General features: G+C 61.0%; 12 protein-coding genes. 1 reads left to right on the top strand and 11 read right to left on the bottom strand.

Annotated features, from left to right (window positions below; translation table 11 throughout):
• Nucleotides 1–16 precede the first annotated feature (16 nt).
• The 4 genes from J2X53_RS05505 to J2X53_RS05490 form a co-directional block, all read right to left on the bottom strand.
• Complete coding sequence (locus tag J2X53_RS05505) at nucleotides 17–2128, bottom strand: catalase (protein WP_349036475.1); 2112 nt, start codon at nucleotides 2126–2128, stop codon at nucleotides 17–19.
• A gap of 156 nt (nucleotides 2129–2284) precedes the next feature.
• Complete coding sequence (locus tag J2X53_RS05500) at nucleotides 2285–3118, bottom strand: hypothetical protein (protein WP_349036474.1); 834 nt, start codon at nucleotides 3116–3118, stop codon at nucleotides 2285–2287.
• Nucleotides 3118–3519, bottom strand: coding sequence for a phage holin family protein (locus J2X53_RS05495; protein ID WP_349036473.1), 402 nt, complete (start codon nucleotides 3517–3519; stop codon nucleotides 3118–3120). The genes J2X53_RS05500 and J2X53_RS05495 overlap by 1 nt, the downstream gene beginning before the upstream one ends.
• Nucleotides 3509–4114 (bottom strand): hypothetical protein, encoded by a 606-nt coding sequence (locus J2X53_RS05490; protein ID WP_349036472.1) that lies wholly within the window; start codon nucleotides 4112–4114, stop codon nucleotides 3509–3511. The genes J2X53_RS05495 and J2X53_RS05490 overlap by 11 nt, the downstream gene beginning before the upstream one ends.
• A gap of 228 nt (nucleotides 4115–4342) precedes the next feature.
• On the opposite strand from J2X53_RS05490, the gene J2X53_RS05485 reads away from it, so the two are divergent.
• Nucleotides 4343–4531: a hypothetical protein gene (locus tag J2X53_RS05485; RefSeq protein WP_349036471.1), complete on the top strand. Its 189-nt coding sequence runs from the start codon at nucleotides 4343–4345 to the stop codon at nucleotides 4529–4531.
• Between the two features lie 151 nt (nucleotides 4532–4682).
• Here J2X53_RS05485 and J2X53_RS05480 read toward each other — a convergent pair whose 3' ends face one another.
• The 7 genes from J2X53_RS05480 to J2X53_RS05450 all read right to left on the bottom strand — a co-directional run bounded on the left by J2X53_RS05480 (nucleotide 4683) and on the right by J2X53_RS05450 (nucleotide 14007).
• Nucleotides 4683–5255 carry a DNA-3-methyladenine glycosylase gene (locus J2X53_RS05480; RefSeq protein WP_349036470.1) on the bottom strand — a complete coding sequence of 191 codons (573 nt, stop codon included), beginning with the start codon at nucleotides 5253–5255 and terminating at the stop codon, nucleotides 4683–4685.
• 23 nt (nucleotides 5256–5278) lie between these two features.
• Nucleotides 5279–6103, bottom strand: a complete 825-nt coding sequence (locus tag J2X53_RS05475; protein ID WP_349036469.1) for a sigma-70 family RNA polymerase sigma factor — start codon at nucleotides 6101–6103, stop codon at nucleotides 5279–5281.
• 63 nt (nucleotides 6104–6166) lie between these two features.
• Complete coding sequence (locus J2X53_RS05470) at nucleotides 6167–7846, bottom strand: HWE histidine kinase domain-containing protein (protein WP_349036468.1); 1680 nt, start codon at nucleotides 7844–7846, stop codon at nucleotides 6167–6169.
• Nucleotides 7847–8033: 187 nt separating this feature from the next.
• Nucleotides 8034–8771 (bottom strand): trehalose-phosphatase, encoded by a 738-nt coding sequence (gene otsB / locus J2X53_RS05465; RefSeq protein WP_349036467.1) that lies wholly within the window; start codon nucleotides 8769–8771, stop codon nucleotides 8034–8036.
• Nucleotides 8749–10548: a trehalose-6-phosphate synthase gene (locus J2X53_RS05460; protein ID WP_349036466.1), complete on the bottom strand. Its 1800-nt coding sequence runs from the start codon at nucleotides 10546–10548 to the stop codon at nucleotides 8749–8751. Before J2X53_RS05460 ends, otsB begins: the two co-directional genes overlap by 23 nt.
• A gap of 148 nt (nucleotides 10549–10696) precedes the next feature.
• Nucleotides 10697–12883 (bottom strand): amylo-alpha-1,6-glucosidase, encoded by a 2187-nt coding sequence (locus tag J2X53_RS05455; protein ID WP_349036465.1) that lies wholly within the window; start codon nucleotides 12881–12883, stop codon nucleotides 10697–10699.
• Nucleotides 12884–12939: 56 nt separating this feature from the next.
• A complete protein-coding gene (locus J2X53_RS05450; RefSeq protein WP_349036464.1) occupies nucleotides 12940–14007 on the bottom strand; it encodes a glycosyltransferase family 4 protein in 1068 nt (355 codons plus the stop codon).
• Nucleotides 14008–14115 lie beyond the last annotated feature (108 nt).

The following is a 14115-nucleotide window of genomic DNA, read 5'->3' as shown; positions in this document are numbered from 1 at the left end:
TTGCCTGTGCATCTGGTCAGCGTGGAAGCGTCGGCTCGCGGGCCCAGAACCGCAACGAAGCGCAGTTTTCCACAAAGGCTGCGATGTCATCTGGCGTAGTGATCTGGAAATACCCGTCGTCCAGCATTGCACTCAGCCCTGATGCTTCGACCAGCGCATCTGCCTGATGCACGGCGATGAATTTGCAATGGGCATGGGCGTCGCGCAAAAAGTCCTGTGCATCCGGGTTCGTGGCGACCGGCTTATCCGTCTTGCCCAACAGGATCGCGACCGCATCATATAGCACCGAGGGGCCGCCGCCGATCTTTTCCTGTGCCGGATGCATCTCACCGGCGCTGTCGGTGAAGCCGCCGATGCTGGGGGCCACCAGCTTGACCTGCGCGCCTGCCTTGCGCACCGCGTCGCGCAGCGCGGCCAGTATGTCCGCATCCACCCCGTCAGACACCAGCACGCCGACAACCCGACCGCTGAAATCCTTTGGCCCGTTCAACAGGATGCTCAGGGCGGGCGATTCTGGCAGATCCTGCCGGGTCGGCCGCGCGGCAGGGACGGGTTCGGGCATCTGTGGCAAACCAAGTCCGTCGGCCACGGCCTTGGCCAGTTCGGAGTCGATCCGCAGCAGATGGGCGACGATCCGGGCGCGGATGTCTGCAACCTCACATTTTGACAGCTCAAAGATCAGGGCATCGCGGATGTGGCCTTTTTCCACCTGAGTCTGGCTGATGTAGAACTGTCGCGCCTGGCTATAGTGATCGGCAAAACTTTCCGGGCGCAGACGACGTTTTTCTCCCGCCGTCTTGTCGACAAAGCTGACATAGCCTTCGAGCGGATGCGCGCGCGGCCCTACGCCCCAGCCGTTGGGTTCATAGTTCACCCGGCCCTTGCGGGGCGCGGTCTGCATATGCCCATCCTGCTGGAAGTTGTGCACCGGACAACCACGCGGCGCATTGACCGGCAGTTTGGTAAAGTTGGGGCTGCCCAGACGTTTCAGCTGGGTGTCGAGATACGAAAAATTGCGGCCCTGAAGCAGCGGATCATCGGTAAAGTCGATGCCCGGCACCACATTCTGGGTGCAGAACGCGACCTGTTCGGTTTCGGCAAAGAAGTTGTCCACCACCCGGTCCAGCGTCAGGGTGCCGATGATCTCGACCGGTACCTGTTCTTCGGGGATGATCTTGGTCGGGTCCAGCACATCAAAGTCGAAACTGTCGGCAAAGGCTTGATCAAACATCTGCACCCCCAGATCCCATTCGGGGAAATCGCCGCTCTCGATCGCTTCCCACAGATCGCGGCGGTGGCGGTCGGGGTCGGCACCGTTGGTCTTGACCGCCTCGTTCCAGAGCACGGATTGCAGGCCCTGACGTGGCTTCCAGTGGAATTTAACGAAGGTCGACTCGCCTTGCGCATTCACAAAGCGGAAGGTGTGAACCCCAAACCCTTCCATCGTGCGAAAGGATCGCGGGATGGTGCGGTCAGACATCTGCCACATGATCATGTGCATGGATTCAGGCGTCAGCGAGATAAAGTCCCAGAAATTGTCGTGGGCAGACTGCGCCTGTGGAAAGCCACGGTCGGGTGCGGGTTTGACGGCATGGACCAGATCGGGAAACTTCATTGCATCCTGAATGAAGAACACCGGAATGTTGTTGCCGACCAGATCCCAGTTGCCTTCATCGGTGTAGAATTTGACGGCAAAGCCCCGCACATCGCGGGCCAGATCGAATGAGCCTTTCGAACCGGCGACGGTGGAAAACCGCACGAAGGTTTCGGTGATCTTGCCTTCAGTCTGAAACGGCGCGGCGCGGGTGATTTCGGGAATGGCGCGGGTGCATTCAAAGATGCCATGCGCACCAAACCCGCGCGCATGGACCACCCGTTCCGGAATGCGTTCGTGATCGAAGTGAAAGATCTTTTCGCGCAGCACGAAATCTTCCAGCAGCGTCGGGCCGGGCGCGCCCGCGCGCAGCGAATTCTGGTTGTCGGAAATGGTGACACCCTGCGCTGTCGTCAGGCGTGGGCTGTCTTCCACGGCATGTTGATGGATTTCGCCACCGGCCCCATAGTCAGAGACCAGGGGTTCGATGGTGCCGGGTGGTGTGGCGGGCGCAGTCGGATGCTCGTTTGACATGGGAGATTGCCTTTCTGAATGGGATGTCGCGCCAGACCGCGCAGGCCTGTCCGGGGGCGAGCAGCGTGAATTCCGGGGCAGTGCTGGAACCCGGCGACGAGGGGGATGCGATGCCGTGTGCGGTCAGGCGGCAGGGACGCCGCCTGACCCTGGGCATCAGACCTTTGGCTTGTCTTTGGCCTTTTCGCCTTGAAGCACCGGATCTATCTGATGTTTCGCCTCATCCACGGCGGCCTGAGCCACATTGCTGAGTTTTGATGCCAATGTATCCCCGTCGGCGGGAAGCAGCCCCTCATCACGGGCGGCATCCACTGCGGTGTCATAGGTCTGCTGCGCCGCATCAACCGCCCGGTCCCGCAACGCCAGAGACGCCGCCTTTGCCTCATCCCGCAACTGGTCACCCTGCGGGCCGATCCACTGATCCTCCGTCCGGGTGCGGGGCAGGGCCGCGCCGACGACCGCCCCCATCAGCACCGCAAGGCCGCCGATCAGCAGCGGGTGGTCCTCCAGCCGGGTGGCCACGCTTTGCTGCACCTGACCTGCGGTGTCGCGGGCCTGTGCCATGCCGGTCTGGAAGCGCTCTTCAACCGATGAGGTCATATCGGCGGCCCGTTCGGTCGCGTGACTGACCGTTTCCTTGACCCGTTCAATACCGTCACTGGCTGCCGACATCGCATGTGACATGACGCCGGGTTCTGAGGCGTCGGGCCTTGTGGTCTGCGTGCTGCGGGATGGCCCCGCATTGCGGGCATCGCTCCCAAAGGCCAGCCAGGCAACGCCCAGTCCGATCATGCCAAAGGCGAGCGGGTTGGTCTGGACCTGTTGACCCATGGTTCTGACCGTCGCGGCGGCATCATTCACGCCAAAGAACCGGCCTGCCTCGCCGATGATCTGGTCAAGGGACATGCGGTCTTTCAGTGCGTCCAGGGTGCTTTCCACATTGTCGCGCTGCGTCTGGGCGTCCTGTTCCAGTTTGTCTGCGGTATTCATCACAATTGCTCCTTTGCAAGCTGTACGTCGCGGCGTACCTGCTCCATTGTCCGTTCGGCGGTGAGACTGGCAGAGCGAAGGTCTGCGCGCCCCCGCAAGATCAGGGCGATGCCGATCAGGACCAGCAGGCCGCCGACCAGCAGTGAGGCCCAGCCGCCGCCCATCCATGTCGCAAGCGCAATCACCAGCGCCTGCACCAGCACCAAAAGCGCCACCATCATCAGAACCGCCCCAACGGCGATGATCTCGAGCCCGGCCCCGATGTTGCGGCCCGCCTCGATCATCTCTGCGCGCAGCAGACGGCCTTCGGTCAGAACCAGCCCATTCAGGTTGCGGATCAGATCCGCCAGCAGTTCGGGGATCGTCCGGTTTTCCGGCGGCATATGTTCATCAATCGCCATCAACCCCTCCTCTGGTCGCATATGTCTGGTGCAGGTCAGGTGTGGCAGCGGATGACTGGCGCATGCCCGTTTGGGTGGCGGGTTGCGACGTGGCGGGCGACCGCGTTGCACTGCTGCGGGTGGCGGTTGAACCTTCGCTGCTGGCCACCATCAGCCTGCCGATGGCCAGACCCGACAGCACACAGCCCGCGACAAAAAGTGCCGGATTGCGGCGGCTGTAATCGGTCAGGATGTGGCGGATATCATCAACCGAATGGGTTTCCAGCGCGGTCCGGGCGCTTTCGATGGCATGGACCGCCTGACTCATCAGCGGTGACGGCGCCTCGGCCCTTTTTGACGCATCGCGGACAGCGTCCTCCAGCGCCTTTACCTCTTTGCCCAGCGATTCCCGGCGCTTGTCGAGTTCATCGACAATGAGGTGCGACATGGTTGCCCCTGTCTTGCGCCCTTCGTCCTGAAGCCGCTCGCCGGCTTCGCCGACCCGTTTGCGCAGGTCGTCCACCTCGCGGCGGGCGGCTTCGGCGATGCCGCTGTGAAACCCGGCATCATCTGAGTCCGGTGCCGCAGGGGTACCTGTCTGTCTGGTCGTTTGCATAGCGTTTTCCTCTCTGAAGGCGATCACAGGGCACTCCGGGGGCTCCTGTGTTTGTCGCTTTGTGTTGGGTGAAACCGCCAGATGCGCGATTTGTTCGCGCCGGATGCAAACATCGGTCTGGACCCGAACTTTACCGTCTGTCGCAGGTCGCCCCTGAGGATCGGCGAAACAGCGGAACAAAGCCGGGCGTATCGGGTTCATCCTTTCAATAGGGAAACGGAGGACCGCATGACGAAATCTCTGCCAGACAATGAAGCGCTGCGGCGCAAGGGGCCGGTGCTGGATCAGCGGCAACAGCAGATTGATCCGGCGGGAAAGCACCGGGTTGATCAGGATGAGACCAGCGCCAAACGGTCGCAAAAGCAGCCGGGCCAATCGTTGACCGATCCGCAAGAGGAGCCTGACGATGCCAAATGAACCCGGCCCCGCCAAGGAAAAGCGACCAGAGCCACCAAGCCGCAAGAATGCGCAAGACGATCACGAAGGCTCGGCGCACCGGCCAGAGGAGTTTCAGCGCGGTGACACGGGGCCGGCGAAAGATTCTTCAACGCCTGCGTAGGTCGGTCGCTCAGAACCGGCGGCTGAGATAAGGTGACCCCTTGAGGCCAAACCGCCAGTCAAGGGCAGTGGCGCGTGAAATGCCGATACGCGGACCCTGAACGATGTCAGCGATGTGCTCTGCGCCAGACAGGAAAAAATCTGGGCGATCAAAGGACTGAAAGTTGTCGTCCGGGGATATCCCCAACGCCTGAGACAACCGGCCGGGCCCGGCGCAAAGCTGCCGCACGGGCATCTGACCGCGCCGTTGCGCCATGATCTCCTTGCCCGCCAAAGGTTCCAGCGCACGCAACAGCACGGCTTCGCCTTCGACACAGACAACATTCAGACACCAGTGCAACCCGTATGACCGATAGACATAGGCACATCCTGCCGGGCCGAACATGGCGGCATTGCGCCGGGTCGGGCCCTGAAAGCTGTGCGAAGCCGCGTCATCCTGCCGGTAAGCCTCGGTCTCGACAATGCGCCCGCTGACACCACGGACGCAAAGTGTGGCCCCCACCAGATCACGCGCCACAGCAACCGCATCGCGCAGGAAGAACGCCTGAGGCAAGGGCGCAAAACCGGGCGTGGTATCAGTCATGATGCGGAGCACCGTTCATGAGCTCAGAGCGCTTCCGCACCCAGATCTTCGATCACCAGCTGGCGTGCCCGGTTGACCCTGCTTTTCACCGTGCCAACGGCGCAATTGCAAAGACTGGCCGTTTCTTCATAGGACGCGCCCAGTACGACCACCAGAACAAGGACCTCGCGGTAATGTGGCGGCAAGCGGTTGATCGCTTCGCGCAACTCGCGTCCGCGAAGAGACCATTCCTGCGTCGCAGGCGTCACTTGCAGACCCGAAATGCAATCGGCGGCACCCGTGGTTTCGCGGGCGCGCAACACCGCATTGGTATAAAAAGAATTCCGCATGATGGTGAAAAGCCACGCCCGCAGCCGGGTGCCCGGTGTAAATTTGTCAGCATTCGCAATGGCTTTTGTCAGCGTCTGCTGGACCAGATCGTCGGCATCGGCCGCATTGCGGCACAATGTCCGCCCATAGGCACGAAGCGCCGGTACAAGCTCCACGATATTGGGAACGATGGGATGATCGGTCATGCGGGTCATGTTGATTTTCGGATCACTCTGGCGTGACTCTGAAAACGCATTCGTGCTGGCTAAGTTCCATCGCGACACTATATAAATCAGCGTTGACAGAATTCGGGTAAAACGATGTCGGATATGAGCAACGATACCGATCCATCCCCAGATGATCTTGGTGATCTGGCGTCGGATCTTCTGAAGGGCATTGCGGCAGAGCCCGTGCCGCAACATCTTGTCGTATTGGCGCAAGAGCTTCAGGCGGCGCTGGAACGGCAGGCCGGCAAGGGTCACCAAAACACGGGTATGCCTGAGCAGTCTGACCCCGATCAATCCTGCGCCTGATCTCATCGGTTCGCGTTTTGCGGGCAATGGTCTGTCTGCAAGATCAGCGATCAGGGTGCGGCAACAGGATCAGGCTGGAACCACCGCCGCGGGTGTTTCTGATGACGCCGGGCATTGGGCGGCATGACGCAGGTTCGTGAGCGGTGCGGTGATCCGGCAGTGCAGACCTGACGGCTCATAGGTCATTGTGACCTGCCCATTGATCTGCATTGCCATGACCTGTTCGATCATGGTCGAGCCGAACCCCTTGTGCGTCGGGGCGGTAACGGTTGGGCCGTTTCGTTCCTCCCAAGTCAGGGCAAAGTCCGGCTCTGGTGCGTCGGTGATCTGCCATGAGACGACGATACGCCCGGACCGTTCGCGCAAGGCACCGTACTTGGCGGCATTCGTGCACAGTTCGTGCAAGCCCATGCTGATGGCCATAGCCGCTTTGGCGTCGATTTCGAACTGCGGCCCCGACAGGGCAAAGCGAGGTTCCCTGCTGTCTTCGAAAGGGGCGATGGCGGCAAGGATCAGGTCGCGGATGCGGGCGGATTGCCAGGGATTGTTCATCAGCAACTTGTGCGCGCCGCCCATTGCGGCCAGCCGCTCGGCGAAAATGCGCGACGCGGCTTCGGGGTCAGCGCCGCGAAAGGTCTGCCGCGCCACCGCCTGGACCGTGGCAAGCAGATTTTTGACCCGGTGATCCAGTTCGTGCATCAGCAATTCGCGCTGCTGTTCGGCCTCACGGCGCTTGGCGCGTGCCGAGGTCAGCAGATCCATAAAGGCATCCAGCGCGCGACCGGCCCGGCCGAACTCTGCCAGATCAGCCCCCATGCCGGTGCGCTGGGTAACCTCGTCGCGCTGCCAGGCTTCGATGGTGGCGATCATTTTTTTGAACGGCTGGCGAATGAACACATTGCTGGTGATATTCGCCAGCACAAAGGCGGCAACGATGCCTGCCGTTCCGATCAGCGCCCCACGCCAGGTAAGCTGATTGATGGCAGCGTAGCCGGTTTCCGTGGACAGGCCTGCGCTGATGTAGAGCCCCTGCGCCGGTTCGCCTGTCGCGGGCAGATAGCCGATAATCCGTCTGGTGCCGTCCTGGCTGACCATATCTTTGGTTCCAGCCCGGAGGGCCGTAACCAACGGCAGATAGTCGTCTGGAATGACCGTTCCGACAAAACGTTCGGGAAAAGGTTCCCGCGTCAGGATGCGCCCGTTGCGGTCCGCTACGGTCAACGAGCCAAGATCCTTGATGGCGCGCTCTTTGAGCCGCTCTGCCAACCATGTCAGGTCGAGCATCGCAACGGCGACCCCACCGTTTAACCCCGAACCGGCTCCTGCTGGTATCGCAATGGGCAAACCTATGCCTTGGGCCACCCGCATTTCGGTAAACTCGCCGACCACCCGACCATTCTGCGCCAGCGCATCGGAAAAATAGCTTCTGTCACCCAGATAGACCCGATGTGGCGGCGCACTGGAGCTGCACCAGACATGTCCACTGGCGTCTATCAGTGTCAGGTCCAGCAGTTGTGGCAATGCCACGACCACATTGGCCAGAAATGCGGCGCAGTCAGAATCGTTGCTTTGGCTGGATACCGGGCGCGCGACGATGGTATGCAGAACCGCCTCTGCCCCGCCGATGATCCGATCAACTTCCAACGCCGCGGCCCGCGCAACCCGAAGAGCCTGATCATGCATTTCGGCTTCACGCTCTTGTCGCATCGTCATCAGATTAAGGATGATGATCAGAATCGTAGGCAGCACCGCCACTGCCGTTATCAGAAATACTCTTTGGCTGAGTGAAAGGCGAATCATAACAACCTTTGCGCGATAATTGGCTGAAAGGATTGTCACAGTGCCGCACGAGATCACATAAAATTCAAGATGCGGGGCGCAGATCGGCGTTTTTTTACCGCGCCGCGCGTCGTCTGCTGGTCTGCAACGGGTCGTGTCAGGAAGCGCGCGCCAGTCGTTTCAGCCAATCATGAACGTCGGGCACTGTTTCCAGCACATGCTGGGCCGCTGTCGGTTTTGCCGGGCCAACCCGCACAGAGACGCCGCCGTTCTGGTTGGTCCATTCAAAGCCGATTTCGTCGGATGTGTCGTCCCCCAGAAAGACCGGCACACGCTCACGGAACGGCGGGCGCGTCATGAACCATGCAATTGCGGCGCTTTTTGTCGCCCCTTCGGGCAAAAACTCCACCCCCGCATGGCCTTCGACCAGACGGTAGCCATCGGGCAGCAGCGGCAGGGTTTCCCGGCACAGGGCGATGACCGCAGGCAAAGCCTCGGGCGCGGCCCGGGTGTGAATGGCAAGAACCGGGCCTTTGTGCTCGAAATAGACGCCTTTTACTTCGGCAAACTTGCTTTCAAGCGTCTCGAAAACCGGCGCGACAAGGGCAGCGGCCTCGTGGCCGGTCTCACGCTCTGCGCCCAGCATCAGCTCGATCCCGAATGTACCGGCTGCCGCAAGACCAAGCTGACCAAACAGCCGGTCGACCATTGCCAGATTGCGGCCTGTCACAAAGGCCACTGCGCCATCAAGTTTCTGGTTCAGATCACCCAGAATGTCCGCCAGCTCCGGCGCTACACTGACTGCATCAGGATGGCTGGCGTGTTCAACAAGTGTCCCGTCAATGTCGAGAAACAGAGCGGTTTCGGACAGCTCAGGAACCGGAGGTTTCTGCATCATTTTTCCTTGTCGTGCGAAGTGAAATTTCAGAAGGGCTGCGCAGGGGCGAACGGGCCAGACGGTCCTGTGCGTGCCCGCCCCGCCGGAGCAGCTGGTTGCGGGCGCGCACATGGGCCGCATCTTCCAGCAACCGCCCGGCCCAGCGGTAGATATTCTTGCTGCGCACCGTTTCGCGCATCCGCCGCATGCGCGCGGTTTGTTCGGGCAGCGGCATTTCAAGCGCGGCCCGGAGCGTTGCGGTCAGTTTTGACAAATCGAACGGGTTGACCGCCAGCGCCTCGGGCAGTTCCTGAATCGCGCCTGCAAAGCGGGACAGGATCAGCACACCCTGTTCATCTTCGCGCTCGGCCACGAATTCCTTGGCAACAAGATTCATCCCGTCGTGCAGACTGGGCACAACGCAGACATCCGCCTCGCGGTACAGCCGGCTCAGCTCATCTCGGTTGGCGTGCCGGTCGGCAAACAGCAACGGTTTATAATCTTCGGTGCCAAAGCGGTCATTGATCGCCTGACTGATCTGCAGGCAGTCTTTGTGAAGCGTGCGATAGGATGCCACCTCACCCCGGCTGGGGGCTGCGACGTAGTAAAGGTGGACTTTGCCGCAGTATTCGGGATTCTGGGTCAGAAGATCCTCGAAAGCCTGAAGAAATTCAGGAATCCCTTTTGTATAATCCAGCCGTCCGACGGCGACGATCAGCTTTGCACCCGGCTTTATCGCCAAGGCTTCGCGGGCCGTGGGCGCGGATATGGCCGCCTGAGCGGACCGGTCCGGCCAGACGATGGAAATCGGATAGGTGCGGACCTGTGAAATCTTGCCGCCATAGCGCACCGACCAGTTTTCATGATTGATCCGGCTTTCCAGCGTGCGGTCAATGCATTCAACAAAATTGATGCGGAACAACGGCACCTGAAACCCGATGATGTCAGACCCCAGCAGGCCATCGAGAATCTCGGTGGCATGGGGGCAGATGCCAAACACCTCTGCATTGGGCCAGGGGATATGCCAGAAGGTTACGATGGTGGCATTCGGCAGGCGCTCGCGGATCATCCGGGGCAGCAGGGAAAAATGATAGTCCTGCACAATCACGATCGGGGCGTCGGTGCGCGCCTCTTCAATCACGGCTTCGGCAAAGCGGGCGTTGACTGTCTTGTAATGGTTCCAGTCATCCTCGCGGAAGATGGGCCGGACGAAAGCGTTATGGCACAGCGGCCAAAGTCCCTCGTTGGCAAAGCCAAGGTAGTAGCCCTTTTCCTCTTCAGGTGTCAGCCAGACCCGGCGCAACGCATAGCTGGGGTTGTTGGGAGGTACCTGAATCCGGTCATGGTCATCCACCGTCTCACGGTCTGCCGATCCGCTGCCATGGGCAATCCATGTGCCGCCACACCCACGGGCAATCGGCTCCAGCGCCGAGACAAGGCCACCGGCGGGCATCGCACAGCGGATGCCATCCGGTCCCGCAGAATGCACATAGGGTTCACGGTTTGAAACGATAATCACATCCGATCCGGCCAGTTCCTGCCCGATCAGAGTGCGCAGCCGCGCCAGATCCCAGTCATTCGGATTGGGGGGCATGTTTGACTCTGCCGCCGCACCATTTGGGCGGTTCAGCCGGTCAGAGATGACTGTCTTCGCATCTGACAGAACTCTGCCCGCGGCAGAGGTCAGCTTGCCCGGATGAAGAAAGGTGCGCAGCCGGTTCAGCCTGCCTCGGTGAGGATCAATCAAGGCTGACTGAAGGGGATCAAGGTCAGAGTTGTTGTCCTGCACGCTCATTTTGTCCTGCATTGTTTTCGCGCGGCATAGCCGCGCTTTTGAGGGACCGGGCGCACAAGGCATGAAGGGAAGCCCAGCACTGATGACAGAAAACGCCCTGCGTTGTTAACGCTGTCCGGGCCGGATGGTTCCGGTTGTGGCGGCACGTTCAGTCAATGTGATACACAAGTGCCGGAACGGACTCGCCGCCGGAACGGGTTACGGTGCAGGTCACCTGATCGTATTTGCGCTGAAATTCGACACTGACCTTTGTTCCGCCCACATCAAGGTTTCTGACGCTGAGCTGGTCGATACCTGCCGGCAAGCGGGGGTTGATCACCCGCACGTCCCGCGCATAGGCGTCAATATCTAGTCCCAGCGTGGTTTTCAGCAGCAGAAAGGCCGACGCCGCCGCCCATGCCTGTGGCACACAGGCGACCGGATATGCCACCGGTCCTTCGCCCGGCACCCGCGCAAAGCCGCAGAACAGTTCAGGCACGCTTTTGCCGAAGTGAAACGATGCCTCAAACAACCGGGCAAGCGCGCGGGGGGCACTTTCGGGCTCGGCATAGTGGTCGATCCCGGCGCTGCAGATCGCCGTGTCATGGGGCCAGACCGAGCCGTTATGATAGGAAAGCGGGTTGAAACGGGACTCGCCGATCGCGACCGTGCGCAAGCCCCAGCCAGACAGAAAGTCAGGCTTCAGCAAGGCACGCGCAACGGCCTGCCCTCGTTCGGGCGACGGAAGCCCGGAGTACAGCAGGTGGCCTGCATTGGTTGTCCGCACGGCACATTGCCGGGATGCACCGTCGAGGGCCAGAGCGTAAAACTCGGTTTCCGGCATCCAGAACAGATCTTCGACGGTCTGTCGCAGCTGCCGGGCACTGGCGTGCAAGGTTTCGCTATAGGCCGCCTCCCCGCGCCGGGCTGCCATGTCTGCCATGCCGGTCAGTGCCTGATAGGTATAGCCCTGCACCTCGACCAGACTGACCGGGCCCTCTGCCAGTGTCCCATCGGCGTGAAAGACAGCATCGGCACTGTCTTTCCAGCCCTGATTGCGCAGGCCGGTTCCGCGCCCGCGGGCATAGGACACCAGACCATTCGCATCACGCGCACGCGCGGTCTCAATCCAGGAAACCGCGTTTCTGAGCGAGGGCCAAAGCGAGTCGATGAAGGCATCATCGCCAGTGCGTCGGGCGTATTCGGCCGCCAGATGCACGAACAGGGGCGTTGTATCGACGCCGCCGTAATAGCGCCCGAACGGCACTTCGCGCAGATGGGCCATCTCACCGCCACGGATCTCATGCAGGATCTTGCCAGGGGCTGCATCAGAGAATTCGTCGTATTCCGTCGCCTGTGTCGCGGCGAGAAACCGCAAAACGCCCCGCGCGAGGTCAGGATCAAGCCAGAGGGTGGCGAGGGCGGTGATGATCCCGTCTCTGCCAAAGGCGGTGGAAAACCACGGAATGCCGGCAAAGGGGTACGGGCCGGTGTCCAGGTCAGACGAGAGCAGGGCGATATCGGCGCGGGTCCGGCTCAGCCAGTCGTTGAACAGGGGGCCGGAGGTCTGGATTGACGCCCCGCTCTGACGTTTGGTCTTCATCGCGCGGTGGGCGGCGGCGCGGTTGATCCGGTGTCTTGTCCGCCCCGGTTCTGTCCGCCCGGCGCCCGCCTCAAGGTACAGCAACCGCCGCGCACCACGCGGGACATGCATCACAAGATGAATGTCGTCACCCTCCGGGTGCGCCGTGATGGGTTGGGACAGGCTCAGAGTCAGTGCCCGGCTGGCACCATCCAGACCTTCATAGCCAAACCCGATATGGGTGCGGCCGGTCTCGACCGGCAAAACCCGGCCCCTTGTCGCACGTTTCATGCCACGCACTTCGAAGATGTCGCGGAAATCGGCGGCAATCTGAAAGCTTAGCGGCAGATCAACCGGCCCGAGGCTGTAATTCGTGACCGCAATCCGCTCGAACATCCGGCCATCACGCAAAAACCGGGTCCGGTTGATGTGGAGGTTGCCCTGAGCCAGCGTATCGCCATTGTCCAACTCGATACTGGCATTGGTCAGGTTGGCCTCAAAGTACACATGGTCGCCAGACAGTGCTGCCCCCAGAAGCACCGGCCGACGCCCGCCGATGTGCAGGACAAAGCGCGACAAAAGCCGGGTGTCATTGGAGAAATAGCCATCGGCAAAGCCCTTGATGTCGCCATGATCATTGGCCAGCAGAAAGCAGGTCTCATCTTTCAAAGAAAACTGGCTGATGCCGGGGTTCGGGGCGTCATTCTGGTCATCGGCGATCATTGCCAGTGGGTCGACCATATGTTCGTCAAATGTGGTTTGGTGGGCATCCATCGGCGGCCTCCGGTATGCGGTCAAGGGAAGAATTTGCGGGTCAAAACAACGCGACGTTAAAAAACTTCATCTACAGGTTCAGTCTGGCGACCCAGAACAGAGTAGGCCGCGACGTAGTCATCCACCATCCGGGCGGCATCGAACCGCCGTTCAAAGCACTGCCGCACCGCAGTGCGATCCAGCGCGAGGGTCAGCGGTACAGCCGCAATGGCCTGTTCCAGTGTATCGACCACAAAGCCCGAGACGCCATCGTCAACGATTTCTGCCATCGCCCCATTGCGCCAGGCAATAACCGGCGTGCCATGGGCCATCGCCTCGATGACCACCAGACCAAAGGGTTCCGGCCAGTCGATCGGGAACAGCAAGGCAGCGGCATTGCCCAGAAAGCCGGGCTTTTCAGATTCCGAAATCTCGCCCACATAATCGACACGGTTGCCATCAATCTGCGGTTCGATTTCGCGGTGAAACCATGCCCGGTCATCATCGTCGATCTTGGCGGCAAGTTTCAGGGGCAGGCCCGCGGCCTTGGCGATGGCGATGGCCCGGTCGGCCCGTTTGTCGCGCGAAAAGCGTCCGATAAACGCCAGATAGGGCGCGATACCGGGGGTGGGGTCCGGCAAGGGCCGGTAAAGATCTCGCGGCAAGCCATGATAGATATTGGCCACCCAGTTCGCCTGTGAAAGCGGTTGCCGCTGGTTCAGCGAGATGGAATTCATCGGCATATCAGGCCACCGGGCGAGAGCCGCAGGCAAATCTGCGTAATCCAGCCGGCCATGCGGTGTGGTCAGCGTTTTGGCAGCAAAACCCTCGAACAACGGGAAGTGCTGAAAATGCGACAGGTGGCAGTGGATCACGTCAAACTCCGCCTGCCGCGCGCGCACCTGATCAAGCATGGCAAGATGCGCGGCAATTGGGGAAACCCTTGGCGCAGGGTCTTCGCGCAGGCCGCACGCGCGGGACTCGACCAGCGTTGCAGCTGTCGCTGACCCGGCAGCAGCGAACAGGGTTACGTCATGTCCACGGGCGACAAGGTGGTCGCACAGGGTGGCGATGATGCGTTCGGTGCCGCCATAGGCGCTGGGTGGAACCATTTCGAAAAGTGGCGCCACTTGAGCGATGCGCATAGATGAATTCTCCCACTCGACTGAGTGATGAACGCGCCAGCGGCGCATTCCGTTCCCCACATCATGCGCAAGTTTGACCCATGGGGCGGCGGAAAGCCCTGTGGCGGG

The organism is Pseudotabrizicola sp. 4114, from assembly GCF_031457365.1.
Taxonomy (GTDB): Bacteria; Pseudomonadota; Alphaproteobacteria; order Rhodobacterales; family Rhodobacteraceae; genus Pseudotabrizicola.
This window is presented reverse-complemented; position numbering and strand designations above follow the sequence as displayed.